This is a genomic window from Bryocella sp. (assembly GCF_058498515.1).
In genome coordinates, this window is record NZ_JBMHYI010000068.1 from 1 (window position 1) to 26,547 (window position 26,547).

Below are 26,547 nucleotides of genomic sequence, written 5' to 3' on the forward strand. Positions count from 1 at the left end.
GAAACTCCCAGCCGAAGCTGAGACTCAATCACCACACGCTCCGCAAAACTCAGATGAACATACAACGTCGCCAAGGCAAGATCCCCCAAATGGAATGTTGCGCTTGGTTCCTGAATCCGCCGTGGCCGGTTCTTTGACGACATCTACGGTTACGACTCAGCGCTCGAGCGCGTCCTTGACGAACTTTCACATGCAAGACTCGCCGTGCAGTATTAGTGAGAACTGATGCATAGCAGGTATCACTTACCTAAATATCGTGACTCCTGTCACGGCGCCGGCGAGCTAGCCTAACTACGATGGGGACATGGGTGGCCCATCGCTACCCACTCGCGTATGCCGCGTGAAGAGGAGGCTCCCAGTGAACTCCCACCCTCAGCCGCTACATCTTCTTCCCTACAGGTCTGTAACGCAGCTACTCCCTGCGCCGCATACCCCGGCGTCGCAACAAATCATCTCTCCAACTCTCCCTGTTGAGCAGCCTCAAGAACAGGAGGCTGGCAGGCCATCCCTAGCCTCGTGGGTCAATCAGTGGGCTCTCGGGGTTGTTGTCGCGGTCCAGAACTATGCACTTCTCGTCTGGAAAGCCGTTTACGATCTATTTTCAAAGCCGCGTTACTGGGATGACATCATCGTCCAGATGGACCAGATTGGCTTTGGATCTGCACCCATCGTACTGTTGAGCGGCTTCTTCACTGGGTGCGTCTTGGCCTTGCAGTCCGTGAATGCCCTTCAGGAGTTTGGTGCCGTTTCGATGACCTCAGTCCTCGTCACGAAGTCAATGCTCAAGGAGTTGGGTCCGGTCATCGCAGGACTGATGGTCTCTGGACGCAACGCTTCGGGAATCGCCTCGGAGTTGGGGTCTATGAAGATCACCGATCAGATCGATGCGATGCGTTCGCTGGGAAGCGACCCAGTGCGAAAGCTTATTGTGCCACGCCTCGTTGCCACCACCACGATGCTGGTAGTTCTCACCATTCTCTCCGACACCGTTGGCATCGCGGGGGGAGCCGTGGTCGCGGTCTTCATGCTCGGCCTGGACGGTAACAATTACTTGCACACCTCCTATCAGTGCATCGTGTATGCAGATATCATCCAGGGACTTCTTAAGCCGCTCGCGTTCGGGTTCATCATCGCATCGATCGGCTGCGACTTCGGGATCCAGACCACCGGCGGGACTCGCGGCGTGGGGCGTTCAACAACCCAGGCAGTTGTCTTCTCTTCGGTCCTCATCATTGTTGTCGACTTTCTGATCTCGCGCGTCATGATATCCATCTTCGGATAGCCATGACACGAGCGTTACGGAGGACAGCATTAGCTCCGAATCCCGTTAGTGCCCCAGAACCTCAAAGGAGGCAATGATATCGAGCGGCTCTTACGTATTGGCACCCTCCAAAGCTGTCGGAATTCTACGGTCAGAGCATGTAATCGATCTTCAATGTTTCGTTGGGCCACCTGCATCGACGCCAGCCGGCTCGCATTTTCGCTGGCCACGGACTCCGCGAAGGCACTGAACAAGGAATCAAAATCACCCACCGAACCATTGCGAGATGCACATACCAGCCATGGGCCTGCCTCAGTGCACGCTCTGGAGTTGTGGTTCGCCGGCATGCTGTAGCTTTTCTCCGAGCGCCGTCTCAGTTCTAGCCTGTTCGGTGCGCCCCATAGCCCGATAAGCCTGCCCGAGCAGGTTGTGGGTCATGTAGTTTGCAGGGTCCATCTGCGCCGCGTGTTCAAGGTACATCGCTGCGCTCGCAGCATCATTCTTCTTCAACATCGTCTTACCGAGCAGGATGAACGGTCCAGTCGCGTTGGGCTCGAGTAGCAAAGCTTCCTGCAGATTGCGTTGCGCCTCATCGTATCGTCCTGCACGGTTATAGGCGTCACCCAGCCGATCATAGACACCGCCCTCCAGCGGGCTTCGCTGTCGCTCGAGCTCCAACTCGCGGATAGCATCCTCTGTGCGGCCCTGCGCCAGCGCGATCTCACCGATCAGCCCGTGGGCTCCAGGAAGCGTTGCGTCCAGCATCACAGCTTTGCGAGCAAACTCCAGCGCAACGGGAACGAACTCCCGGCGGAGCAGCATGCGGGCTGCGAGTAGATACGCCTGCGCACTGTCGGAGCCAAAGCCGAACTGCGCCGCGAACGCATGGCGAGCGTCATCATAACGGCGCGTATCGATATAACAGAGCGCCAGCGCATAGTTCGGATCGGACTTGTGTATGCCCGAGCCGGACGACTCCCTGGCCGCAGCTTCGAGCAGAGGAATTGCATCCGCAGGCCGCCCGAGCTTGACGAGCACCAGCCCTCGCATCGTGGTGGCTTCCTCACTGGCCGGCTGCTCCTTGAGCGCGGAAGCGAACTCCCTGTCTGCAGCCTGCAGATCTCCCCTCGAAAACTCTGCTAGGCCAGCCAGCATCGCTACTCCCGGATGCACACGTCCGTCAGCCCGCAGAGCATCGATCTGCTGAAGCGCCTCATTTGCATGGCCGTTATCGATCATCTTCCGTAGCGTAGCCGGAGTGTACCCCTCCGCCCCATCTCCGCTCCCCGCTGGCATAACCTGGGCCCTCGATAGACCTCCGCCAATAAACAAAATCGCGGCCGCAAATGCGCCGCTCCGTACCGCGAATGACTTAGTGGTCATGAACCCGATCATCCACTCGATTGCAGATGCGATGCAATGGCAACGAGCCCAGAAAATATGGGGGGAGGGGACCTGCGCCCCTCCCACCAAAGGGAGGTTAGACCAAAAGCGTTAGAACGCCAGGTGGAGCGTGAACTGCAACTGGCGCGGGTTGGTGGTGCCGCTCAGACTCGCTGGGAACGGACCGCTGCCGATGCCGCCGCCGCTCTCCACCGAGCCCGCCGGGTTGCCATAGTTGATGTGATTGAACGCGTTGTAGGCATCCATCCGGAACTGCGCGGTAACCCGGTCGTGAATCGTCACGTTCTTCATGATCGACATGTCGGCATTGAAGAAGTGCGGACCCCAAGCTGTGTTTCGATTCACATTGCCGATCGTGTCAAGGCCGGGAGCGGTGAATCCGTTTCCAAGCCCCGGAGCCTTGAAGTAGGTCGCTCCGCTGCCAAAGCCGCTCAGACCGGTCTTCAGGCTTCCCGCACTTCCGTTGGGCTGGCATGGAGCATCGCCCGGGATGGAAGCACCGCACTCGTCATAGCTGAGCGAGAACGGCAGGCCACTTTGCCAGATGAACACCGGGCTGAATTCCCATCCGCCGACGATGAAGTTCGCAACCCCGCCGTTGTCGAGGAACATCTTGCCCTTGCCGAACGGCAGATCGTAGAGCCCGTAGCCCGTGAAGGCGCTGCGGCGGATCGCCTGGTCGTTACCGATGATCGCCTGCTTGTTCCACGTAGCGAAGTTGCTCGCGTTGTCGGTGCCGACCTGGTACGCATAGTTGGCACTGACGCTCAAGCCCTTGGACATGGTCTTGGTCGCCTTCAGCTGTAGGGCGTTGTAGTGGGTGTCCTGGTCATCGCCGTAGTAGCCGATTCCCTGGGTCCAGTTGCAAGTCCCCGCCCCACAGGCCGGTAGGTTTCCGTTGGTATAGCGCTGCAGCAGCGTTGTGTTTGAGGTCGCACCGCTGGGGCCGACAACCTGGAGCGCAGTACAACCCGGACCGACAACGAGACAAGTGCCACCGGCCGGGTCATAGTGAAGCGCCGCGTTTGTGATCTTGTTGAAAGCCGCCGGGAGGGCGATGGCCGCCTCATTTGGGTTCGTGTTGTTGCCGTCGCCGTCACTCAGAGTGTGCGTGCCCTTGTTGCCAACGTACGCCACCTCGACCGAAAATGTCGGGGTAACGGAGCGCTGGACCACCGCGTTCCAGGCATCCAGCGTCGGCAGGCGTTCCGTGAAAGGACGCGCCTTCACACTGACGGACTGTCCGATGGTGGTCGCCGGAATCGCGCCGGGAATGCTCGCCGTGATCGGGATCTGACCTTGAGCGTTGGCTGCCGGCGGAGTGAAGTTCGACAGCGGGCTGCTTGCATTTGGATAGGCCGTTGCCACTCCACCGACACCGGGGTTTGAGAGGTTGAACGCATAGCTAGTGTTCCCACCTACTGCGTTCAAGGATTGATTCGCGAGCACAGGAATGTTCTGTGTGACGACGTGCCCGAAGGTCGAGCCGAACACTCCCAGGTCAAAGCTTCGACCGTAACCGGCGCGAATGACCGTCTTCGAGTCGAACTGATACGCCACGCCCAGACGTGGGTTGAAAGGGAATTTGGCAGCGGCGACGCCCATGTTCACGGGTACGCCTCCGACGCCTGCGACGTTGATATAGCCAGTGGCAAGGTTGAGTAGAGCGCCGTTGCCGGTACCGTTCACGCGCTCTGGAGCGTAATACTCATAGCGCAAGCCGACGTTGATGGTGAGCTTCGGCGTCGCGCGCCACGTATCTTGCGCATAGAAGAAGTCACGCGCCTGAAACTCCTTAGCATTCGTCGAGGTGCTGGTGTACCGATTGAAAGCTCCCACATCCCCTAGAATGAACGTCGCGAAACCTAAGCCTCCAGCACTACCGTTCGACGTAGGCGCATTGTCAAACTTATTTACGCCTGTGCGATCCGCATCACTGGGGACGCGCAAATTGCGCGCGTAGCGAAGGTCGACGCCAAACTTCACCGAGTGGGTGCCGATGCTCTTTGTCCAGTTATTCACAATCTGGAACTGATCTTCTTTCTCCTTCAACGGGCAGTTGCAATGGTTCATTTGCAGACCACTGCCAAACTGCGGTCCCGTATTCTGCGTGTTGTCGTTTGAAAGAAAGCCAGTGGGCGTGGTGGAGTTGGTGTCGGCGATGTCTATATCCGGTGTGCCGAAGTCAGTAGCGATTGCCAGACTGGAACCCGCACCACTGACGTTCTCGCCGAGGAATGGCAGATTCGTGTTTCCTGGATCATTCTTGTGCGTGAGGATGTTGTAGCGGAAGTAACCGAACCGGAGGTCCGTAACCAGGCTGGAGTTGATCGCCAGATCGGCTCCGGCTGCGAGCGAATCGTTCGCACCCTGCGAAACTCCGCCAAAGCCGGCAATACCAAGCCCCGGACCGCCGGCGGGACCGAAGAGGCTGGCGCCGGCCAGCGTATCCGTGAATCGGCTGAACCGCGCAAAAAGGTGCAGCCTCTGGTTCAGCGTGGCGTCTCCGCGCACGTCCCACTGGTTGCTGTTGAAGGAGCCCGTCCCGGAACCGACATAGTTATTGCGCAAGCCAGCGCCACCGACACCCCCGGAGTTTGGCGTCTTGTTATTCGCCAGCAGCAGTTTGAAGAGATTCACTGCCTGCGGCGACAGTTGGTTCAGAGGGATGATGTTGTTGGCATATGCAACCGGTGTCGCGCCAGTGTTGTTGTAGATCTGGTGGTTGCCTTCTGCAGCTGTGGCATTCAAATACTGGCTGAAGTCGCAGCCGGGAGCACCGTTGGAAGCATTGGTGGCGCCCGTGCAACTCTGTAGCGCCAGCAGCGTGGGAACTGTGCCAGTGCCGGTACCTGCGGATTTCTGCCGGACGCCCTGATAATCGCCGAAGAGGAAGATGTGGTCTCGCCAAGCAGGACCACCTAGCGATCCGCCGAACTGATTCTTCAATCCCGAGCCGTACGGAATGTTCTTTCCGGTTGCGCTGTTATAACCCGTGAACGGATCACGCGCCAGGTTGGCATTGCTCTCGCGATTGTCAAACAGTGTGCCGTGGAAGGCATTCGTCCCGGACTTGGTCTGCACTGTCTCGACAGCAGCAACTGCCTTGCCGAACTCAGCGTCGAAGTTCTGTGTCGCGATCTTCGCTTCCGACATCGACTCCGAGTTCGGGTTGATGACGATGATGCCGAGGATGGCGTCCTGATTATCCGTGCCATCCAGCGTGTAATTCACACCCCCGAAGGCCTGACCGTCGATCTGGATCTGCTTCGATCCCTGCGGATTCTCCGACGCTGCATGTGCCCAACCCAGTTGGACTGCGCCCGGCAACAGCAGTTGCAGGTTGGCGAAGTTATGATCGGGAATCGGAAGTTCCGTCAGTTCCTGCGCGTTGAAGTTGGTCGCCACATCGGCGCGATCTGTCTTCAACTGGGGAACAGCATCCGCTTCGACCGTCACGGTCTCCGTGGTCGTGCCGATGGGAAGCACGGCGTTGATCGTGCCCGTCTCGTCCGCGAAGATGTGTAGCCCCTTCTGCTCGTATCCCTTGAACCCTGGAGCTCCGACCTTCACGTCATAGGTGTCGGGAATGAGGTGAGGAACGGTGAATTCACCGGAGGCGCTGGTGCTCATCGACACGGAAGTCCCCTTGGACTCATCGACGACGGTGATGGTCGCGTTAGGAACCGCAGCCCCGGTTGCGTCCGTGACCGTTCCTTGGATCTGGCCGTAAACGGCCTGCGCCCGGGCGTACGAACCCGCAGCACCGGCCAGCGCCAGCATGCCGATTGCTGCAGGCACGCAGAGTCTTCGCACCCATTCCATTGCCATCGCCACTCCTCCTGAAAACGCTTCACGGTTCTGCCCGATCTGCCTCCTGGTAGAGCCTCCCGTCGAGCGGGACCCCGCTTGTACCGAAGTTTCGGCCGCACAGTGGAAGAGACAGCTATAAGACAGATTTCGAAGCGACCGCAACAATAGGTCCAAGGCCGTTTCATTGTCAATCGAAGTTGGAGATTTCTTTCCTGAGATATCCACACAATGGTTTGTCTAAATAACTTTCGCGCGAGAAACTCGGGTGACCCGACGAATCGAGAGCAGACAGACTACGGCGGATAGCTGTCAAACAAGCGATCCCAGGGACTAACGCTCCGCATTACGACGACTATCGACCCATTTTCGAACTAAATATGTCATAGCATTTGCTCCACGACCAGACTGCACCTTCCTTGATATAGTGTTCGCCTGTGTCTGGAGGTTTCCTTTTGATCCGATTCGCCTGCTTTCGACCCCGCGCGCTTGCTTCTCTCCTCGCGACCGCTGCCGGTGCGGCGCTTGTGCTCGCCGCAGCCATCCCCATCGCCGCCCAGACGACGCCAGCCCCATGGTGGAAGCACGCTCTCATCGACGAGCTCTACCCGCGATCGTTCCAGGACTCCAACGGCGACGGCATCGGCGACCTGAACGGCATTACGCAACGCTTGGACTACCTACAGAAGCTGGGCGTCGACGCCATCTGGATCGCCCCGATGTACCCCTCGCCCCAGGTCGACTTCGGCTACGACATCTCCGACTATGAGAACGTCGACCCTCAGTACGGCTCGCTCGCAGACATGCAACGCCTCATCGACGAGGCGCAGAAACACCACATCCGCGTCGTCCTGGACATGGTCCTCAACCACACGTCGGACAAGCACAAGTGGTTCGTAGAGAGCGCCGCCTCCCGCACTAACCCCAAGCAAGACTGGTACGTGTGGAGCGACGGCATCGCGGCGAACGCGCCCGGCGTGACTGCTTACCAGAAACGTTACGAGCACGACGGCATGGTTCCGCCGAATAACTGGACCTCCCTGTTCGGCGGCTCGGCGTGGGAATGGATGCCCGCGCGAAAGCAGTTCTATTACCACAAGTTCTACAAGCAGCAGCCGGACCTGAACTGGCGCAATCCCGACGTGGAGAAGGCCTGCTTCGGTGCAATGAAGTTCTGGCTCGACCGCGGCGTCGCCGGCTTCCGGCTTGACGCTATCCCGACACTCTTCGAGGACACACAGCTGCGTAACGAGCCGGAACTCGGCGGCATCAACGCGCAGGGCGATCCAAACCTAAACGACGAGTACACCAACATGCTGCCGGAGGTGCACGATGTGCTGCGCAAGATGCGCAAGCTTGCGGAGTCGTATCCTGGCGACCGCGTGCTGATCGGCGAGACCTACTTGCCCAACACAGAGGAACTCCTGAAGTGGTATGGCGCCGGCCATGATGAGTTGCAGTTGCCAATGGACATGCTTGTAGGCTTCCACCGCGAAGGGGGCGGCCTAAACTCTCCCAACGCGAACCTGGATCCCGGTCACTTCCGCAAGTACCTAACAGAGATGGAGAACGACCTCGGCTCGAACTGGCCGCTGCTCGTCTTCGACAACCATGACAACACCCGCAGCTGGGATCGCTTCGGCGATGGTGTCCACGATGCGGCGATCGCGAAGATCATTGCCACTACCCTACTCACAACCCGCGCGACGGCCATGATGTACTACGGCGAAGAGCTCGGCATGACCACGCAAACGCCGACTCGCAAGGAGGATGTCAAGGATCCCATTGGCATCACAGGCTGGCCGAAGGAGAAGGGCCGCGATGGCGAACGCACGCCGATGCAGTGGACCCCCGGACCGCAGGCAGGCTTTAGCACCAATCCGCACACATGGCTGCCTGTTGCGCCGGATTATAAGACCGTCAACGTCGCCACCGAATCCAAAGAGCCCAACTCGCAGCTCACGTGGTTCGAAAAGCTGGTGACGCTGCGCCGTGACAATCCTGCCTTACACGCCGGATCGGAAACCATGCTCGACGCCGGCAACGAGCACGTGCTGTCGTGGGTACGCTCTTCTCCCGACGGCAAGTCCGTCGTCGTGGCGATGAACTTCTCCGCCGAACCGCAGGCCGTGACGCTCGATGCGAGCAAGGCCGACGTGACGGGTTCCAACGCAAGGACGCTCGCCACCAATGACAGCAAGCTTGAGGGCATCCACTTGCTCAAGAGCATCACCCTCGCTCCCTTTGCCAGCTACGTGGCGGAGATACAGTAACTCCTATCGAGCTGAAAACTTCGGAGAGGCTTCAACGAAATAATTCCCCGCGGAGTTCTCCGTGGGGATTATTTGCTACCAGCGCAGCGTGACGCGCTGCGTGACATAGCCGCCGCCTGCCGGAAACTGCACTCTCAGGATGTCCCCGCTGATCGCTCCGCCCTCGACGCTGACCATTGCCCGCGGATCGTTGCGAACGACACGCATTGTCATTTCGCTGCCAGCGATGCCCTCCAGTTCGACCTCGTAAGTGCGCGATGCGATGTGCTCGCCGAGCACCTTCGGCTGCGCAGTACGTGATCCACGCGATGGCAGTCCGTGAGGCAGCTCGACCGCGATGGCCGGAAGCGCGATGCGAACCTCGTCCCTGCTGTCGGCATGCGCGAGCTTCACCGGCGGCCCACTCACGCTCTTCAGCGAGATCACCATCGCGACGCCTTCGCGGCGATAGACCACATCGACCACCGAATCGCCGATGTGAAGAGAGTGCACCGTCGCTCCCTGCCATGACGCAGGCAACCGCGGCTGCACCGTCAGCGTATGCGTCAGAGCGTCCACAGAGACGCCAAACATCCCACGCAGCATCGGAGTAATCACCATCGCGGACGACCATAGCTGATGGCTGGTGCTGCGGCCGAAGGGCTCGAAGAAGTCTCCTGAGAGCAGCTCCGTGACCGCACCGAGATCCTGAGCCCAGGTGAGGTCCACGTTCTGCATCAGCATCTGATAGCCCGCCAGCGGGTGGCCGCCGCGATACTCCGCCATCGCTCCCCAGCCCGTGAACAACGGCCACACTGAGCCCTGGTGATAGCTCATGCCATCGAACATGGGATCGCTCGCAGCCACATCGCGCGCTCCCCAGTCCGCATCGAGTTCGTGTGAAGCGAACGCGCGCAGACTCGCCGTTGGATGGGCCAGGCCAGCCGCGTCACTCCACCACGCAAGGGCAGGAAAGATAGTCCTTGTGCGGTCCACCGTTCCTGCGTTGAAGCTGAAGGCATACTCTCCGCTACCTGGATCGAAGTACTCTCGCTCCAACATTGCACGCACCTTCGTCGCGCGGGCTGACGAGCTGGCTGCAACTTCGCCATCACCGATAGCACTCGCAAGCTCGTGCATCGCATCCGAAGCCTGCGCGTCCAGCAGCGCCATGTAGATTTCCTGCTTCGGCATGCCCGGCGGCCAGCTCTCCACCCAGCCCGTGCCTTGGGAGTTGTCATAGATGCCATCGCCATCACCATCGTGCGTGGTCTCGAACTGCCACGCCTTGCGCACCTCCTGCTCATGAGCGCGGAGGAAAGCTGCATCGCCGCTAGTGCGAACGTAGTCCGCCATCGCCATGAGGAATAGCGGTGTTGCATCGGCCGCGGCGTACTCATAGGGAAACTGCGACCAGTCAAGCTCGCCCGCCGTCTGCGAATACTCATGCATCATCTTGCCGTCTGCGCGCTGGCGTTTCATCAGAAACTCCAACTCCTCGCGCGTGAGAGCGAAGTCCCCAAAGCCGTTCACTGCATACAACGTATAAAGTGCATCGCGCCCGAAGAACCATCCAAACCCCGGACGCGCGGAGTCACCCGAAGCGTAGTAGCCCGCCACCAAAGCCTGCTCGCCATTCGGGGCCGTCGCGCGCAGCTGCTCGATCGACGTCTCCGCCCAATCGAATGCTTCGTTGAGTCTCGCATCCGGCGTCTCAATGTGCGTCAGCGTCTTCCACTGCTCGCGATAGCCCGTAGCGTAAGCTGCATAGAGCCTAGGCAGGGAGTCGTTCAGCCTCGTGAGCTTGGCCGCCAGCGCTGCGTTGCTCGCGGCCTCTTTTGTGCGTCCCATCGCCATGAGCAGGGGGTAGACTACCCTGCGACCTTGCGCAGGATCCACGTGCAGATGGAACTCCAGCGGATGCACCTGTGGCCGCTCCTGATACGGAGCCATCACGCCAGCGGTCGCACCGGGGATGGCAACCGCACCGGTGAAGTCGGGGTAGGCCGTGTGGAGCAGATAGTATCCGCTATCTCCCTGCGCGATCCACTCCGCGTCCGGCGAACCGCTGTTCAATGCGGGCCACATGCGCCGCATCTCGGGAGTGAAGCGAAAGACAAGCTCGACGGGCTTCATCGACTCCACCTCGAAGAGGACCACTGCTCCTGTGCCGTCGGGTGTATCGTCCGGCGCGAACATCACCTGTCGCACCGTGAGCCCGATGTGCGCGTAGGTGATGGTCGTCCGATCGGGCCGCACCTCCAGTTCACGTGCCATCGTATTGAGTTCCAACGGTACCGTGTATCCCTGCAGGTTCGCCTCGATCGACCAGTGGCTGAGCAGCTTCACCGGCAACAGCCAGGCCTCGAACTCCCCCTGCTGCTGACCGACGATCACACCGTGCGGACCGGCCACCGTGAAGGGCTCGCCGGTCTGGACAGCCTGCACGATTCGAGGCCCCGTTGCCTCCATCGGAAAGCTCTGCACCGGGTGCAGCGGTGCCGCCTGTGGTCTGGTCATCATTGGCAGACAGAGCAATATCCATGCGGTCCCGCGCATCATCGAAAGACTCCTCGGAAGCGGCCCCATTCTACCTTGCAAGCTGTCCGTACTGTTCTGTACGATCTCGACCATCATGAAGCGTTTGATCATGGCGCTCTCTGTCGTTCTCTGTGCAGCATCGATCCTCGTCCCGGCGCAGATGCCAGCGCCGGCGACTGCAAGATCAGCCGCCTCCTTGCCCGCTGGCGTGCTGCATCGCGAACAGGCCGCCGCAATACTTCCTGCAACGGTCTACTTCCAGGGCCAGACGGCTGCCATCCAGGCACGCAACTCCGCAGGCATCAAGTTGCCAGACGGCAAGTTGATCCTCGCCGCGCTCGTGGACTCGTCCGGCTATGCGAGTTCCGTGCAGGAGGTCTATCAGGGGTATCTGATCGTCGAGCGAACGGTATTGTTTGGCGGCCGGCGCCTCCCTGCTGGCATATACGGCTTCGGTTTCATCGACGGCACGCACGGTGTGGTCATGGACGTCGGCGGCAATACTCTGTTACGCGTGCCTACTATGCATGACGCGGAGATCACGCGTCCGATGCCGCTGCAGTTCGTCGAAGACACAGTCACCCATCAATACCGCCTCTATCTCGGCCGCACCTTCGTGAAGCTCGCGGCAGGTGAGTAATGCTGTCTTCTAGGCTCTGGGAAGCACTTCTGCTCGCGATGCTGCTCGCTCCCTGCGCGGGTTCCCAGCAATCACGTACAGGGGGACTGGCTCTATCCATACTGCAGCAAGCCCGGCGCCAAGTACAGCTGAACCACTTTGCTGAGGCGCGCGTGCTCTACGCTCGAGCCCTCGCCGCGCCTCATGCTCCAAGGCTGAGTCCTCCAGACGCGTTGAACTATGCGACGGCGCTAGCGGCTACAGGCGATCCAGCGGCAGCGCATCAGCAGCTCATCAAAGCGCTTGAGCATGATCCACACTCCTCGATACTGAACGATGCGGAAGGCACATTACTCGCAGGCAGCGGCGACGTCGAACATGCGTTCCCCTTCTTCCGCGCGGCCGTGCAGTTCGATGCCCGTAACGCGCGCGCACTTTTCCATCTCGGCACCGCACTTCTGGCAATGCATGATCCCGCCGCGGCACAACCAGTGCTTGAGCAGGCTGTAACTCTCATGCCCAATGACTTCGAGGCGCAACTACAGTTCGGCCGAGTACTCTCTGTAGCGCACGATGACACGAACGCTCTGGTTCATCTTCATCGCGCCCTTGCATTGCGCCCCACCGGCACGCCACCCCGGGCAGACTACGCGCTCGCACTGGCGTTGCAGGCGAGCGGAGACGCAAAGTCCGCCCGGCCTCTGTTTGACGAAGCGATGAAGTCACCGCAGGTCGCCGACAGTTCTGCCTTGACCAACACGGCACTGTCGCACATGCAGACCGGCGACGCTCCAGGCGCGATTGCGCTCTACCAGCGCGCCCTCGCGGTCGGTCCGGATAACGCCACGCTGCGTGAGGACTTCGGTGCAGCCTATCTGCAGCAGGCAGACCTGAACGATGCCATAGCGCAGTTTCGCGCTGGTCTCGCGCTTGAGCCGGACGGCGCACACCTGCACTACGACCTCGGACTCGCGTTGAAGCTGAAGGACGATCTCACAGCATCTGTGCCTGAGTTCCAGCGCGCGGCCGAGCTCGATCCTACGCTGCCAGACCCCCCGTTTACCCTGGGCGTCATCTTCATGCAACAGGGTCAGTTTGTTGACGCCGCGACGCAGTTGAAGCGCGCCATCGAACTCAATCCAGCCAATGGCGATGCGTGGGCTTTGCTCGGGAGCGTGCTGAAGGACGCGGACGACACAGCAGGCGCGACTGCAGCACTCAGGCAAGCCATCGTCCTCCAGCCAGATCAACCAAGCCTGCATATCCAACTGGCCACGCTTGAACAGCAAGCCGGCGATCGCGCTGCCGCAGCGAACGACCGCAAGATCGCGGCGGATCTCAGCCGCGTCGCGATCAGCCAACAGCGAGCAGACTTCGCGCTGCGCAGCGGAAAGGCACTTCTCCAGCAAAACAAAGTTCCCGAGGCCATTGCGCAGCTGAACACTGCAGCCCAGGCCGATCCGAAGTCACCCGAACCGCATGTCCTTCTCGCCGATGCCTATTCCCGCCAGGGTAAGCAGGCGGAGGCTGCGGTCGAACGCCAGCGCGCCAGCTCCCTCGCCCATCCATGACGTTCACTCGCCAACGCGATGTTCCTCCCACGCGGCATGCTCTCACCAGACTGATGGGACTCATCGTGGGCCTGCTGATCTTCTCTGCTGCGCTATTGTCTTCTCTCGTGGAAGGTAGAATCCTGGCTGCCGATCAGCCCACTGCTGCACTCCAGGACCCTGACAAGATCTGCGCAAGCTGCCACAGCGAGATCTACGAACGCTACGAGAAGACCTCGATGGCCCGTGGCAGCGGCATTGCCACAAGGGGTCTCATTGAAGGCGGCTTCCGTCACGCTCCTTCGGAGATCGACTATCGTATCTTCGCGCGCGACGGCGCCGCGTGGATGTCATACTCGCGCCCAAGGTCAAGTGGCAAAGACGAGTTACATGGTGAGGAGCAGTTGTTCTTCTACATCGGATCGGATCAGCGCGGACGCACCTATCTCTACCAGGTGGGCCAGCAATGGTTCGAGCTGCCGATCAACCACTACGCCGCGCTCCGCAGCTGGGCGATGGCGCCAGCCTACGACGGTGCGAAACGGTTGCCAGCTGCTCTGCCTGTGGACTCCAACTGCCTCCACTGCCACACCTCGCTTACCCAGCAGGCGCAGCCGACAGCGCGCAACAGCTACGCGGCCGCGCCATTTCTTCAAGCGGGCGTGGGTTGCAACGCCTGCCACGGCGATCCGACCACCCACCTCGCTCAGCGGGGACACGGGCCTATCGTGAATCCGGCGAAGCTCGACTCCGCGCGTCGTGACAGCATCTGCATCCAATGCCATCTCGAAGGTGATGCGGTGGTCTATCGTCCTAACCGCTCGCTAGCTCAGTTCAAGCCTGGCGACAACTTGTCGGACTTTGCGGTGTACTTCGTGCGTGCGAGCCGTCAGACTGGCGGAGCCCGCGCGACGAGCCAGTACGAAGCTCTCCTTCACAGCGCCTGTAAGCGCGCCGCAGGAGACGCGCTCACCTGCACCACATGCCACGATCCGCACTACGATCCTCCGCCAGACCAACGCGTCGCCTACTACCGCGCCCGTTGTCTGAGTTGCCACAACACTTTCGCGATGGCCGCACACCATCCCGAGCAACCGAGCTGTGCGCACTGCCACATGCCGGCGCGCAGCACGGTCGACATCTCGCATGAGCAAGTGACCGATCATGACATCGAGAGCGTGCCTGAGAAACACATCGAGCATCCCACATCCACGGGCGAGGATGACATGGTGCCGGTTGGAGGCTTCCCCGCCTCGGACCGCGAGTATGGCCTGGCCTATGCGCAGTCCGCGGAACATGGATTCCCTGGAGCGGCAGGAGAAGCGACGCGACGCCTCAAGGCCGCGCTCGCCAGCGGTGCCCACGATGAAGAGACGGAGGTACGCCTCGCTTATCTCAGTCAACTCGCGGGTGATCGCGACAAGGCACGCTCGCTGTATGCGGCGGCATTGCAGCAGAATCCATACGAACCGACGGCGCTCGCCAATCTCGCGGTACTCGACGCTTCAAGCGGGCACCTGAACGAGGCCGTGCATCTGCTCCAGCGATTAATTACCTTCGATCCGAGCCAGACCGCGGCCGGCATGAATCTCGCTTGGATCGATTGCTCCACTGGCCACGCGGATGAGGCACTCACTGTGCTGCATCGCATCCTGCGCCTGAACCCGGACGATGCTCAACTCCACGAGTTCCTGGCACATGGCAACTACGTCGGTGGACATTGTTCTCTGTCCGTCGCTCACGATGGAAAGGAGTGATCGCCATGTTTTTGAGGGCATCAAGCCATGAAGCCTCGCAGCCCCAATCTCAAAGGCAATCCCTTCCCCGGTCATCGTTGCTTGCGCTCGTAATTGCAGCATGCGTCGTAGCACCTCTGTCCGGAAACTCCCAGACGGTCTGGGGCCAATCTCCAGACGGCAGCCAAGTAACGGAATTAGCTCCATCACGTTCGCGCGTGCTGGTGCTCTTTTTCGTAGCGACCGACTGCCCCATCTCCAACCGCAGCTTCCCTGAGATGAAGCGCCTGCGAGAGAAGTACACACCGCAGGAGGCTGCGTTCTGGTACGTCTACCCCAACGACGATGAAACGCCGCAAGCTGTCGAGGACCATCAGCGAAGCTTCGACGCGCATGGAATCTCGATGCTCGCTCACGGACCCGATATCGTGCGCCTTGCGCATGTCTACGCCACCCCTGAAGTCGCCATCCTAAAGCGGGCGCCACGGACCGGATGGCAGACAATCTACGCCGGCCCCATTGACAACCGCTACGTGAAGTTCGGCCTCGAGCGGTCCAGGGCCACCGAACACTATGCTGACGATGCCATCGCCGCAGCTATCGCGGGCCGCAAACCAATGCCGGCAACAGGCAATATTGTTGGTTGCGCGATCATGAACTCCGGGGCACGTCCGTGAGGATGCATTGGACAGGTAGAGCGGTCATCGTGCTTTCAGCCTCTGGCGTCACCGCGATCCTGACAGGGATGCTTTCGCGGCCTCCGCGGGAAGTCTGCGCCGCGGAGCCACAGCTGAGCTGGAACCATGACATCGCTCCCTTTGTCTACGCGAACTGCACCAGCTGTCATCACACCGGCGGCGGCGCCCCGTTCGACCTGACAACGTATGCGCAGGCGAAGCGCTGGTCGAAGCAGATGGCTGTCGTTACAGCCTCGCGTTACATGCCTCCATGGCTGCCCGCAGCGGGACATGGTGACTTCGAAGGCAACCGCAGGCTGCGGCAGGACGACATTCAGCGGATCGCAGCATGGGTGAATCAAGGGGCTTCTGAAGGCGATGGCACTCCTCCAACGCCTCCCGTCTACTCGCGCGAGTGGTCAATGGGTGAGCCAGATCTTGTACTGACGATGCCTCAGCCCATTCCCGTCTCAGCGAGCGGTCAGGACGTCTTCATCAACTTCGTCCTGCCCAGTGGTCTTCACCGCACGCGGTGGGTGCGCGCCATGGAGATCAAGCCTGGGCCTACCGCACTCACGCACCACGCCAACGTTATCGTCGATCGCACGCAGTCGATGCGTCGTGCGCACCCTGCGACATGGCAGCAGGGCGTGCCCGGCATGGATCTCTTCGTCGACTCCGGCAACAGCTTCGATCCAGACTCGCACTTCCTCTTCTGGAAGCCCGATTCCACCGCACTCGTCGAACCTGAAGGCATGCCGTGGCGGCTCGATGCCGACAGCGACCTCATCCTTAACATGCACCTGAAGCCCACGGGCCGTCCGGAAGCGGTGCAAGCCCGCATAGGCCTGTACTTCACCGACAAGCCCGCGACGGAGCTTCCCATGCTGCTCCAGCTTGAGAACGATGCCGCGCTGGACATCCCCGCAGGCAACACGAGCTTCATCGTTTCCGATGAGTTGAAGCTGCCTGTCTCCGTCGATGTACTCGGCATCTATCCGCATGCGCACTACTTGGGCAAGCGAATGGAGGCCTGGGCCACGCTGCCCAATGGGGCCCGTCGCGACCTCATCCTCATCGAGGATTGGGACATTGACCGCCAGTCGGTCTACCGGTATGCGAATCCCGTGCCCCTACCGAAAGGCACCGTCCTGCACATGCGTTACGCATACGATAACTCGTCCGCAAACCTCCGCAATCCGAACTCTCCGCCGGTGCGTGTGCACGCGGGCAACAACGCTTCCGACGAGATGGCACATCTTTGGCTGCAGGTGCTCCCGCGCCCAGAGCGCGACGCGGCTGACGGCCGTACCCGCGACGCTGATCCGCGGCTGCTACTGGAGCAGACGTGGATGGGGCACCGTTTGAAAAAGAACCTGCACGACACCATCGCGCTCTATAACTTTGCGACGGCGACACTGGCCAAAGGCGATGCCGCAGGAGCGATCCATAGTCTCCGTGAACTTATCGCACTGACGCCACGCGATGTGCGCGCGCATATTGCACTCGGCTCCGCCCTTGAATCCCAGGGTGATGCACACAGCGCCGCGGCGGAATTCCACAATGCACTAACAATCGATCCCGGTAACTCCGACGCACGCTACGATCTAGCCTCACTGGAGGCTCGGCAAGGGAATAACGCGGCCGCAGAAAAGGACCTTCGCATCCTGCTTGCAACGCGTCCAAATGACGCAGGCGCGCAACACCTGATGGCAATGACGCTTGCAGCAGAAGGTGATGGCATGCAGGCCCTCGGGCATCTGCGTGCGTGGGTCAGGCTCGCACCAGCCGATGCCGAGCCACATCGTGCGCTCGCGCAGGTACTGGGCGCCATGGGCGACCATGAGGCCGCCCTGGCGGAGCAGCATCGCGTGGTCGAGCTAGAGCCCAAGAACTCTGGGGACTGGAACGATCTCGGAGTGATGGAGGCCCGCGCCGGCCAGAAGGAGCAGGCGCGACGTGACCTTGAACACGCATTGCAGCTCGATCCGAAGAACGAACAGGCGAAGAACAACCTCAGCAAGCTATAGCTGAAAGTTGCCCGCGATCTGGTTGTCACACAACGACCAGCTCGCGGGCTCCCGACGCTTTCGGAACTGAGGTTACCCGAGGTATCGCTTGAGGAACTCAAGGGAGCGCTCGTCAGCGAGATCGGCGGCGGCCGCAACGTAGCTGGGGCGATCCGGGTTTGCAAAGGCATGGCCCGCGCCATCGTAGAGATAGATCTCCGCATCCGGATGCGACGCACGCACCGCATCGCTCTGGTCCTTGCCGATGTGGTCATCGTCCGCCCCAAAATGCAGCAACGCCGGGCAAGAGGTAGCCTCGGCTGCCACGCTGCCGACACCACCAGCGTAGTAGCTCACGGTGCACACCGGCGTCATCCCCAGCGATGGGCCACGCGTGTTCGACAGCCAGGCCATCAAACCGCCATAGCAGAAGCCCAGCACGGCCGCGCCCTTGCCCATATCCTTCACGTACGAGAACGCCGCAGCGATATCCTTGAGCGCGTTGTCCTTGTCGAGCTTCGGGTAGTAGTTTTGGAACGCTTCCTTCAAGTCCTCAGGACCATAGCCAAGTTGAATGTTCTTGCCGAAGCGATCGAACAGCGCCGGCGCGATACCTACGTAACCATGCTTTGCATAATGGTCGGCGACGCGCTGGATCGACGAATTGACTCCGAAGATCTCCTGCACCACCACCACAGCCCCCTTGGCCTCGCCTTCAGGCTTTGCCACATACGCCGAAAGTTCGTGGCCATCCAGTGCCGTCAACTCTACCCATTCACTCATCGCTTCTTGTTTCCTTTTCGCTTAGCTAGGGACTTCGCTGGCTTAGATGCATCTGAACTGCCCGAAGCTTCAGGCACGGCCACCTTCTTCAGCATGGCCCAATCTTCTTCCGTTTTATTCGCATATTCATGAGCGAACTCATAGATGGCCCGGTCGAACTTGTCGCTGTCACCCAGGTAGGCTGCAATCGTAATGGGATCCCCGGAACGCGCATGTCCACGCGCAAAGATCTCGCCGCACAGGTCCGCATAGGCCGAGAGGCCGCGGGCATTGAGGCTGGTCAGATCAAGCCCCGCCTTATGATCGTTGAGCTGCCGCACCAGGAAGTCGCGACCCCCGATCATCGTATAGCCGAGGAATGGGTCCGAGGTGAACTGCATCGCACGCTGGCCATTGGCTACGCGATGTCCCTGGTTCGTTGGCGCATGAGGGCCTGCCGCGAGATAAGGCGCATAGGCGCTTTTCGGTTCCTCCTTGATCTGCAGGAAGAGCGGATCGAAGCCCGGGGCACTGGAGCTGTTCGAAAGCGATCCACGCTTGCCGGCGGCCAGATGCTGAGCCTCGAGGTACACGCAGTAGTCGCGTAGCCCGATCGACCCCGTGCCGACCACCTTGAACGCCACATCGATGGGCCGATACTGTGCTAGAAAGTGTCGCCGTTCCGGCTGCAGCGTCTGCGCATACGTCTCGATGGATGCGACGACGTTCTTCGCCTCGCGGCCTGTAACGCGGCGGAGGATCGGAGGCGACGTGCGGAACCGCCGCTGCCCATTCCTTCCTGTCGCGGGCTCAGTAAGCTTCTCGAGCGTATGGTGCACCGTCGCCTGCTTCGCTGCAGCGAAGATACCCTTCATCGGCTGCACGCGCGCCATACGGTGGATTTGGAAACGCCCGAGCTCCAGCACCGGCATTGCGGCGAACTGTCGCATCATCGCGCGGTAGGTTCCGACGAAGACTCGCACGGCATCGTTCCGCTCAGTTCGTGAGATCTGGGCAGCGCGTCCCGCGAGGATAAGACTCGTCGCCAACCTCTTCAGGTCCCACTCGAACGGGCCGTGCATCGACTCATCGAAATCGTTGATGTCGAAGACGAGCCGTCCCTCGAGCGAGGCGTAGGCGCCCAGGTTCAGCACATGCGCATCGCCGCAGAGCTGCGTGAAGATCCCCGTATGCGGATGGCTGGCAAGGTCCGCGGCCATGATGGGAACCGCGCCACGAAAGAAGGAGAACGGCGACTCTGCCATGCGCTGATGCTTCAGCTCAATCAGCGCAGGAATGCGCCCTTGCTCGGCCTTGAACAAAATCGGCAGCGGAGGAGCCGGGCAAACGATGCGATCCAGCCGAGCATGTTCGCTTCGCGTCAGCTGTTTTCTAGCACGGATTCCTGCGGCGAAGCGCTGTGCAGGGGTGGGAATGATGCTCATGTCTCTTGTTCCGATCTGCGGCAAGCATCTCGCGGCCGTTGAAACCTTCCGCGCATGAATGATGATAGAAGAGTTCCGGCAGCAGGCCGCGATAAGGAGCGTCGATCATGGGTGCAGCGGAAGATCTTACGATCATCGATCAGCAGGAAGCAGCGCTGCGTTTCAGCAGCTTCAACAGCGAGACCGCATGGCGGCTGGGCAACGCCATGCGCGCGCGGCTGCTGGCCAGTGGCACTGGCGGCACCATTGAGATTGAGATCTCCGGCCAGTTGCTCTTCGCCTGCTCGACCCCAGGCGCAACGCCCGGACAGTCCGACTGGATCCGCCGCAAGCGCAATACGGTGCGGCGCTTCGCGCGCAGTTCCTACGCTGTAGGCCGCATCCTGGAGCGCGACGGGCTGACGATGGAGGGTCGGCACGGCCTGCAGCTTGCCGACTACGCGGCGCATGGTGGCGGCTTCCCTATCCTCCTGGATGGAACAGGGGCCGTCGGCTCGGCCATCGTCAGCGGCCTGCCGCAACGCGAAGATCACGGGCTTGTCGTCAGTGCAATCTCAGAGGTTCTGGGAGTGCGCGTTCCGATGCTCGACTGACGTCTTGTGGTCCCCTCCGCAAGCCCGTCTTTACGGGTTCTCCACGGCCCTCCGGGCGTGATGCAACGGCCAAGCAGTAGGTATAGACTCAATGTTTTAGACCGCGCGCTGCTGCCCTTTTCCGGGCTCGCGCCACGCGGCGCAGGAGACACAGAGTCATGGCGCTCCAACAGGAAAACATGGCGCAAACGCCGGTTCCAGCGCACGCCCCTTCCAGCTCCATCCCCGTCACGCTGCACGGGCGCGAACTCATCCCCAACCGCCGCATCCCGCTCGACCTGAGCTGGGTGGAAGAGGTCCGCGTGAACACCTCCGCGGTCGAGCGCCGCGCCGCGTCCATCCCCGCGCGCCGCAGTGTGAAGAAGGACTATCAGGCCGCGTGGCTGTTGCGCGCGATCTCCTGCATGGACCTCACGACGCTCTCCGGCGACGACTCCGCTGAGCGCGTGAAGCGGCTCTGCGCGAAGGCGCGAAGGCCGTTGCAGGACCACCTCGTGAAATCGCTTGGCATCGAGGAGCTACACCTCACCGTCGGTGCGGTCTGTGTCTACCACGCCTTCGTCGAGACCGCCGTGAAGGCCCTCGAAGGCTCCGGCATCCCCGTCGCTGCAGTGTCCACCGGCTTCCCTGCTGGGCTCTCGCCGCTGGAGACGCGGGTAGAAGAGATTCGCCGCAGCGTGGACGCCGGCGCCAGCGAGATCGACATCGTCATCACCCGCGCGCACGTCTTCAACGGTGAGTGGAACGCGCTCTACGACGAAGTCGCAGCCTTCAAAGAAGCCTGCGGCCCCGCGCACATGAAGGCCATCCTCGGCACCGGCGACCTGCTAACGCTCCGCAACGTAGCCCGCGCCTCCTGGGTGGCGATGATGGCTGGCTCGGACTTCATCAAGACCTCGACAGGCAAAGAGGCAGTCAACGCCACGCTGCCAGTCTCCCTGGTCATGGTCCGCGCCATCCGCGAGTACGCCGAGCGCACCGGAATGTCCGTCGGCTATAAGCCAGCCGGTGGCATCAAGACCGCCAAACAGGCCCTCGACTGGATGGCCCTGATGAAGGACGAACTAGGCCGCCCCTGGCTCGAACCCACCCTCTTCCGCTACGGCGCCAGCTCCATGCTCGGCGACATCGAACGCCAGCTCGAGCATCATGTCACGGGAAGATACTCGGCAACATACCGGCATCCGGTGGCCTAATGGAACAATGTCGTCGACATGGTGACTAGCACCCCGGAGCCAGCGCCTTGGCCGTCAAACGTAGCGCTTTAGATCATTGATTTCCTTGGTATAGCGAGCGATCTGTTGTTGCTCGCTCTGAATCTGTTGATCGAAGTACCGTATTTTGGTCCTTTTCTCATTCTCGATTTGCGAGATCCTTGATGTGTGATTCCTAATCCGATTTTGAATGTCTTGGATTTTCTTCAACGACTCAGCGGCTTTTTGTTGATCGTTCATAAGACCTCAAATGTTCTTATTCAGCCCCATCTCTTGGCTTTGAAGCTTGAGTTTCCACTGCGACTCTCTGTCCAGGATTTCTTTCCATGAGAATGAGCTCCCCGCCACCTCGAGTATGCTGACCTGATAGTCGCTATACTCACGACTCTTCAATGCGACGTTTCCGCCATTGTTATTGACAACATACTGGTGCCAGCGCCCCCAAAATCCATCAGCCCCACAAGCCGAGCCGACGTACTGTTCCTTTGTCCTCGGGCAAGTTAGCAAATAGACTCCGCTAGCGGCCCTTAGGGCATCAACCCATCCACGGGGTAGGCGGTCAATCCTAGAAAGTGGCTCTCTGAAACGGAGGTATCCGGGGAAATCCGGCTCTTTGAAATCCGTCCACACCTCAAGTACGGGCTTATCCTGCTTATCGGCCCGCTGCACCCATGCCCGTACCCCATCACCCCAGTCAACAACTAATCTCCCGCGTAAGTCCAGGACTCGAGCGTCAAGTTGGAGGTGATAGAAATCGCTGCTACCTGCAAGAGCCACCTCATCGTTATGGGGATTGGGCACATCTTCGACAAGCACCCCACCGTACCGGGCTGAATATAGCCCAACGAACAGCGTTCGACCGTCGGGCATACCGACGAAGGAGGCCCAGTAGGGCGCGCGTGAGAACTTTGCTCTATTCTTTGTTCGCTGCACTCGTTGGTACACCTCAAACGCGTCTGCCTCATCGCGCCAGAGTTCGTATGGTGTCCGACCGCGCACAGCACTACCATCTTGGTGGCGGAGCAGTATGACCTCGACAGGCTCGATTTCATACTGCCGAAGTAGTGAGTTGAAATAGATTGGCATAATAATCTGGCTAAGTTTCCGTCGCTCAGATTGTACCCCTTAATCTGGATGCGATCCCCGGAGCCTTATCATCACGACAGGCACAGGAGTCCTCAAAATGTCTTCGACTATTATGGAGAAGTTCGAATCGATGGAGTACGGTCCAGCCCCCGAAAACCCCACGACATGCAAGCCAGCACTTGCTATCAGCTAGGATGAACCGTAGGAGGTGAAGCATGAGTTCGACCACGGAAGAAACTGTTGTCACCGAGGTGCGTAACGAAGGCGGTCGCCAGAGCGTCCTCCTGCCGGCGGAGTTCCACCTGACCAAGGATCGCGTGTTCCTTCGCCGCGATCCGACTACGGGCGTCGTCCAAATCTCCGAGCAGCCCTTCCAGCCAACGCTTCAGCAGGTCTTTCAGATGTTCGACGAACTCGACCTCTCGGGCTTCGAGATGGAGCGGGATCATTCCCTTCCGCGCGAAGTCGACCTCTAAGGGAAACGCCCCGTGTTCTTGCTCGACACCAACGCCACCTCCGACATCATCAAGGGCCGCTCGACTGCTGCCCGGCTCGCCCTGGCGGAGGCTCGCGCAAACAACATTCGCACCGGCATCTCGGTTCTGACCAAGGCGGAGATCCTCTTCGGACTCCGCAAACGGCCTGACGCCCAACGCTTTCGTGAAGCCTTCGACGCGTTCGGCCTGTACGTCGAAGTACTACCGTGGGACGACACCGCCGCACACTCCTATGCATATCTTCGCTCCGCCTTGGCGGAACGGAACCGAACCGTGGACACGATGGACCTGTTGATCGCCGCTCACGCCCACTCACTCGGTGCAGTTGTCATCACGCGCGACAAGGACTTTCGACACCTAGCCGACCTGATTGAGGTCGCAAACTGGGCAACCGACTTGGATCGCCCAAGTTAGAGGAAATACATGGCAAGTAGCATTATGGAGAAGTTTCAATCGATGGAGTACGGTCCCGCCCCCGAAGACGCGAGCGAGGTGAATCGCTGGCTTGACGCGCACGGGCGCTTGTTCGGCCACTACATCGACGGCGCGTTCACGAAGTCGTCCGCAGCAAAGTTCGAGTCGAGGAACCCTGCGACCGGAGAGTTACTCGCGAGCATCGCGCAGGGTGAGGCCGCCGACGTCGACCCTGCCGTGAAGGCTGCCCGCGCTGCCCTGCCCGCGTGGCAGGCGCTCAGCGGCCATCAGCGGGCGCGGTATCTCTATGCCTTTGCGCGGCAGGTGCAGAAGCATGCTCGCAGGCTTGCTGTGCTGGAGACGCTGGACAACGGCAAGAGCATCCGCGAGACGCGTGACATCGACATTCCGCTGGTTGCTCGGCACTTCTACTACCACGCGGGTTGGGCGCAGCTGCTCGGCGACCTTAGCGACGCAGGCTTTACCGGCGACACGGACCTCAAAGGCTACACTCCGGTTGGCGTTGTCGGTCAGATCATTCCGTGGAACTTCCCGCTGCTGATGTTCGCTTGGAAGGTCGCTCCGGCGCTGGCTACTGGCAACACCGTGGTGATCAAGCCAGCGGAGTTTACGCCGCTCACGGCCATCGCTCTGGCGGAGATCGCGGACGAGATTGGGCTGCCGAAGGGTGTGCTCAACGTCGTGAATGGCGATGGCGCGACAGGTGCGGCGATCGTTGCGCACGAGGGCATCGACAAGATCGCGTTCACCGGCTCGACCGAGGTGGGACGCATCATTCGCAAGGCCACAGCGAACACCACCAAGAAGCTGAGCCTGGAGCTGGGCGGCAAGAGTCCCTTCATCGTCTTTGACGATGCGGACCTCGACTCCGCCGTCGAAGGCCTCGTCGATGGCATCTGGTTCAACCAGGGCCAGGTGTGCTGCGCGGGCTCGCGCCTGCTGGTGCAGGAGCGCGTGGCCGAGCGGCTCTACGACAAGATCCGCTCGCGCATGGAGACGCTACGCATCGGCTCGCCGCTCGATAAGGCCATCGACATTGGCGCCATCGTGGACCAGGTGCAGCATGACCGCATTGCCAAGCTGGTTGCTATGGGTATCAGCGAAGGCGCGACCTGTTGGCAGCCGGACATTGCTGTTCCCGAGAAGGGCCTGTTCTACAAGCCGACGCTGCTGACCAATGTTCATCCCAGCTCGACCGTGGCTCAGGAGGAGATCTTTGGGCCGGTGCTGGCGGCGATGACCTTCCGCACGCCTGCTGAAGCGGTGGAGCTGGCGAACAACACGGCTTACGGCCTTGCGGCGTGCGTCTGGAGTGAGAACGTCAACGTCGCGCTCGATGTAGCCGCGCAGATGAAGGCTGGCGTGGTGTGGATCAATGCGACGAACGTCTTCGACGCTGCGGTTGGGTTCGGCGGCTACCGCGAGTCGGGTTATGGACGCGAAGGTGGCGTTGAGGGCCTGTACGAGTACCTTGAGCCGGCTTGGGTGAAGAGCGAGCCGAGGAGCGTGGTCAGTTCTCCGTTATCCATTCTCCGTGAAGGAGACGTTGCATCGACAGAGGACGGAGAACGGACAACGGAGAACGCGCTCTCCATTGATCGCACCATCAAAAACTACATCAATGGGAAGCAGGCTCGGCCGGATTCGGGGTATAGCTACCCGGTGCGTGACCGGAACGGCAGGGTTGTCGGCGAGGCGCCAGTGGGTAGCCGGAAGGATATCCGCAACGCCGTCGAGGCGGCGCGGGCGGCGAGCACGAAGTGGGGCAAGACTACGGCGCACGGGCGGGCGCAGATCCTGTACTACGTTGCCGAGAACCTGCTGCCGCGGCGGGCTGAGATCGTGGCGCGGCTGGCGGACTTTGTGGGGCCGGAGCAGGCCGCGGTGGAGTTCGATGCGGTGATCGAGCGGACGTTCAGCTATGCGGCGTGGACTGACAAGTACGAAGGCACGGTGCATAACCCTCCCTTCCGCATGGTGTCGGTGGCGATGAAGGAAGCTATCGGCACGGTGGGCATCCTGGCCCCGGACGATGCTCCGCTACTGGGGCTGATGTCGCTGATCCTGCCCGCTGTGGCGATGGGCAATGCGGTGATCGCGGTGCCGAGCGAGCGCTGCGCCACGCTGATGGGCGAGATCTACTCCGTGCTGGACACGAGCGATGTGCCTGCGGGTGTGATCAACCTGGTCGCGGGCAAGGCCAGCGAGCTGGGCAAGACGCTGGCGGAGCACGACGACGTCGATGCGGTGTGGAGCTTCCGAGATCAAAGCTCGAGCACGATGGTCAAGCTGGGATCGATTGGGAACCTGAAGCAGACCTGGACGAACGAAGGGCGCACGATTGACTGGTTCGATCCGGCGCGAGGCGAGGGACGATGGTTTCTCCGTCACGCCACGCAGGTGAAAAATATCTGGGTGCCTTATGGGGAGTGAGTAAAGGCAGTGAATAGTGAGTAGTGAGTAGTGAATAGTGCCTCGGCGGATTGGCGCTCCTGGAAGGGGCGTTGGCCCTCGATGGTGACAGGGTACCCCCCTCCCCCCTTTTTGCTCAAAGTCTTCATCGGAGAGACTTTAGCTCCGGACCGTGGTTTCTGGCGGGGTTAGGACGGCGGAAATGAGAAGCGGGCGGGGGTGGGGGGGGGGGGGGGGTGTCGGG

General features: G+C 60.7%; 18 protein-coding genes. 12 read left to right on the forward strand and 6 right to left on the reverse strand.

The window, feature by feature from the left end:
- Positions 1-340 precede the first annotated feature (340 nt).
- The gene (locus AC5E6W_RS20150; RefSeq protein WP_491754131.1) at positions 341-1,282 is read left to right on the forward strand and encodes an MlaE family ABC transporter permease; all 942 of its coding nucleotides are present in this window, start codon (positions 341-343) and stop codon (positions 1,280-1,282) included.
- A gap of 291 nt (positions 1,283-1,573) precedes the next feature.
- Here the strand turns inward: AC5E6W_RS20150 and AC5E6W_RS20155 are convergent, their stop codons facing one another.
- The gene (locus AC5E6W_RS20155) at positions 1,574-2,644 is read right to left on the reverse strand and encodes a tetratricopeptide repeat protein (protein WP_491754132.1); all 1,071 of its coding nucleotides are present in this window, start codon (positions 2,642-2,644) and stop codon (positions 1,574-1,576) included.
- A gap of 111 nt (positions 2,645-2,755) precedes the next feature.
- Entirely contained in the window at positions 2,756-6,496 is a 3,741-nt protein-coding gene (locus AC5E6W_RS20160) for a TonB-dependent receptor (protein WP_491754133.1), read from the reverse strand.
- Positions 6,497-6,930: 434 nt separating this feature from the next.
- Here AC5E6W_RS20160 and AC5E6W_RS20165 point away from each other — a divergent pair, with 434 nt between their 5' ends.
- Positions 6,931-8,748 (forward strand): alpha-glucosidase, encoded by a 1,818-nt coding sequence (locus AC5E6W_RS20165; protein WP_491754134.1) that lies wholly within the window; start codon positions 6,931-6,933, stop codon positions 8,746-8,748.
- Positions 8,749-8,823: 75 nt separating this feature from the next.
- Here the strand turns inward: AC5E6W_RS20165 and AC5E6W_RS20170 are convergent, their stop codons facing one another.
- Entirely contained in the window at positions 8,824-11,250 is a 2,427-nt protein-coding gene (locus AC5E6W_RS20170) for an amylo-alpha-1,6-glucosidase (RefSeq protein ID WP_491754135.1), read from the reverse strand.
- A gap of 112 nt (positions 11,251-11,362) precedes the next feature.
- Here AC5E6W_RS20170 and AC5E6W_RS20175 point away from each other — a divergent pair, with 112 nt between their 5' ends.
- From AC5E6W_RS20175 to AC5E6W_RS20195, 5 genes are all read left to right on the forward strand, one after another.
- Positions 11,363-11,908: a hypothetical protein gene (locus tag AC5E6W_RS20175; protein WP_491754136.1), complete on the forward strand. Its 546-nt coding sequence runs from the start codon at positions 11,363-11,365 to the stop codon at positions 11,906-11,908.
- A 152-nt stretch (positions 11,909-12,060) separates the two neighbouring features.
- Positions 12,061-13,458 carry a tetratricopeptide repeat protein gene (locus tag AC5E6W_RS20180; RefSeq protein ID WP_491754137.1) on the forward strand — a complete coding sequence of 466 codons (1,398 nt, stop codon included), beginning with the start codon at positions 12,061-12,063 and terminating at the stop codon, positions 13,456-13,458.
- 53 nt (positions 13,459-13,511) lie between these two features.
- Complete coding sequence (locus tag AC5E6W_RS20185) at positions 13,512-15,194, forward strand: tetratricopeptide repeat protein (RefSeq protein WP_491754138.1); 1,683 nt, start codon at positions 13,512-13,514, stop codon at positions 15,192-15,194.
- A gap of 203 nt (positions 15,195-15,397) precedes the next feature.
- The gene (locus AC5E6W_RS20190; RefSeq protein WP_491754139.1) at positions 15,398-15,850 is read left to right on the forward strand and encodes a hypothetical protein; all 453 of its coding nucleotides are present in this window, start codon (positions 15,398-15,400) and stop codon (positions 15,848-15,850) included.
- 29 nt (positions 15,851-15,879) lie between these two features.
- Positions 15,880-17,880 (forward strand): tetratricopeptide repeat protein, encoded by a 2,001-nt coding sequence (locus AC5E6W_RS20195; protein ID WP_491754140.1) that lies wholly within the window; start codon positions 15,880-15,882, stop codon positions 17,878-17,880.
- Positions 17,881-17,952: 72 nt separating this feature from the next.
- Here AC5E6W_RS20195 and AC5E6W_RS20200 read toward each other — a convergent pair whose 3' ends face one another.
- Positions 17,953-18,642 carry a dienelactone hydrolase family protein gene (locus tag AC5E6W_RS20200; protein WP_491754141.1) on the reverse strand — a complete coding sequence of 230 codons (690 nt, stop codon included), beginning with the start codon at positions 18,640-18,642 and terminating at the stop codon, positions 17,953-17,955.
- Positions 18,639-20,066 carry a DUF2252 domain-containing protein gene (locus AC5E6W_RS20205; protein ID WP_491754142.1) on the reverse strand — a complete coding sequence of 476 codons (1,428 nt, stop codon included), beginning with the start codon at positions 20,064-20,066 and terminating at the stop codon, positions 18,639-18,641. The genes AC5E6W_RS20200 and AC5E6W_RS20205 overlap by 4 nt, the downstream gene beginning before the upstream one ends.
- 107 nt (positions 20,067-20,173) lie before the next feature.
- On the opposite strand from AC5E6W_RS20205, the gene AC5E6W_RS20210 reads away from it, so the two are divergent.
- Together AC5E6W_RS20210 and deoC are read left to right on the forward strand one after the other, a co-directional pair.
- Positions 20,174-20,659 carry a heme-degrading domain-containing protein gene (locus AC5E6W_RS20210; RefSeq protein WP_491754143.1) on the forward strand — a complete coding sequence of 162 codons (486 nt, stop codon included), beginning with the start codon at positions 20,174-20,176 and terminating at the stop codon, positions 20,657-20,659.
- Between the two features lie 158 nt (positions 20,660-20,817).
- Positions 20,818-21,855, forward strand: coding sequence for a deoxyribose-phosphate aldolase (gene deoC / locus AC5E6W_RS20215; protein WP_491754144.1), 1,038 nt, complete (start codon positions 20,818-20,820; stop codon positions 21,853-21,855).
- Between the two features lie 264 nt (positions 21,856-22,119).
- On the opposite strand, the gene AC5E6W_RS20220 is transcribed toward deoC, so the two are convergent.
- A complete protein-coding gene (locus AC5E6W_RS20220) occupies positions 22,120-22,959 on the reverse strand; it encodes a GIY-YIG nuclease family protein (RefSeq protein ID WP_491754145.1) in 840 nt (279 codons plus the stop codon).
- Between the two features lie 215 nt (positions 22,960-23,174).
- On the opposite strand from AC5E6W_RS20220, the gene AC5E6W_RS20225 reads away from it, so the two are divergent.
- From AC5E6W_RS20225 to AC5E6W_RS20235, 3 genes are read left to right on the forward strand one after another with little or no spacing between them, the layout of a single operon-like run.
- The gene (locus tag AC5E6W_RS20225) at positions 23,175-23,435 is read left to right on the forward strand and encodes a hypothetical protein (protein WP_491754146.1); all 261 of its coding nucleotides are present in this window, start codon (positions 23,175-23,177) and stop codon (positions 23,433-23,435) included.
- Between the two features lie 12 nt (positions 23,436-23,447).
- Positions 23,448-23,870, forward strand: a complete 423-nt coding sequence (locus AC5E6W_RS20230; protein ID WP_491754147.1) for a PIN domain-containing protein — start codon at positions 23,448-23,450, stop codon at positions 23,868-23,870.
- Between the two features lie 9 nt (positions 23,871-23,879).
- A complete protein-coding gene (locus AC5E6W_RS20235) occupies positions 23,880-26,324 on the forward strand; it encodes an aldehyde dehydrogenase family protein (protein ID WP_491754148.1) in 2,445 nt (814 codons plus the stop codon).
- Positions 26,325-26,547: the final 223 nt, after the last annotated feature.

Bases quoted from the DNA above. Each gene is read 5' to 3' on its own strand.
- AC5E6W_RS20205 (WP_491754142.1), bottom strand. From the start codon at position 20,066: ATGAGCATCATTCCCACCCCTGCACAGCGCTTCGCCGCAGGAATCCGT.
- AC5E6W_RS20170 (WP_491754135.1), bottom strand. From the start codon at position 11,250: ATGATGACCAGACCACAGGCGGCACCGCTGCACCCGGTGCAGAGCTTT.
- AC5E6W_RS20175 (WP_491754136.1), top strand. From the start codon at position 11,363: ATGAAGCGTTTGATCATGGCGCTCTCTGTCGTTCTCTGTGCAGCATCG.
- AC5E6W_RS20185 (WP_491754138.1), top strand. From the start codon at position 13,512: ATGGGACTCATCGTGGGCCTGCTGATCTTCTCTGCTGCGCTATTGTCT.
- AC5E6W_RS20210 (WP_491754143.1), top strand. From the start codon at position 20,174: ATGGGTGCAGCGGAAGATCTTACGATCATCGATCAGCAGGAAGCAGCG.
- AC5E6W_RS20220 (WP_491754145.1), bottom strand. From the start codon at position 22,959: ATGCCAATCTATTTCAACTCACTACTTCGGCAGTATGAAATCGAGCCT.
- AC5E6W_RS20155 (WP_491754132.1), bottom strand. From the start codon at position 2,644: ATGACCACTAAGTCATTCGCGGTACGGAGCGGCGCATTTGCGGCCGCG.
- AC5E6W_RS20235 (WP_491754148.1), top strand. From the start codon at position 23,880: ATGGCAAGTAGCATTATGGAGAAGTTTCAATCGATGGAGTACGGTCCC.
- AC5E6W_RS20200 (WP_491754141.1), bottom strand. From the start codon at position 18,642: ATGAGTGAATGGGTAGAGTTGACGGCACTGGATGGCCACGAACTTTCG.
- deoC (WP_491754144.1), top strand. From the start codon at position 20,818: ATGGCGCTCCAACAGGAAAACATGGCGCAAACGCCGGTTCCAGCGCAC.
- AC5E6W_RS20225 (WP_491754146.1), top strand. From the start codon at position 23,175: ATGAGTTCGACCACGGAAGAAACTGTTGTCACCGAGGTGCGTAACGAA.
- AC5E6W_RS20160 (WP_491754133.1), bottom strand. From the start codon at position 6,496: ATGGCAATGGAATGGGTGCGAAGACTCTGCGTGCCTGCAGCAATCGGC.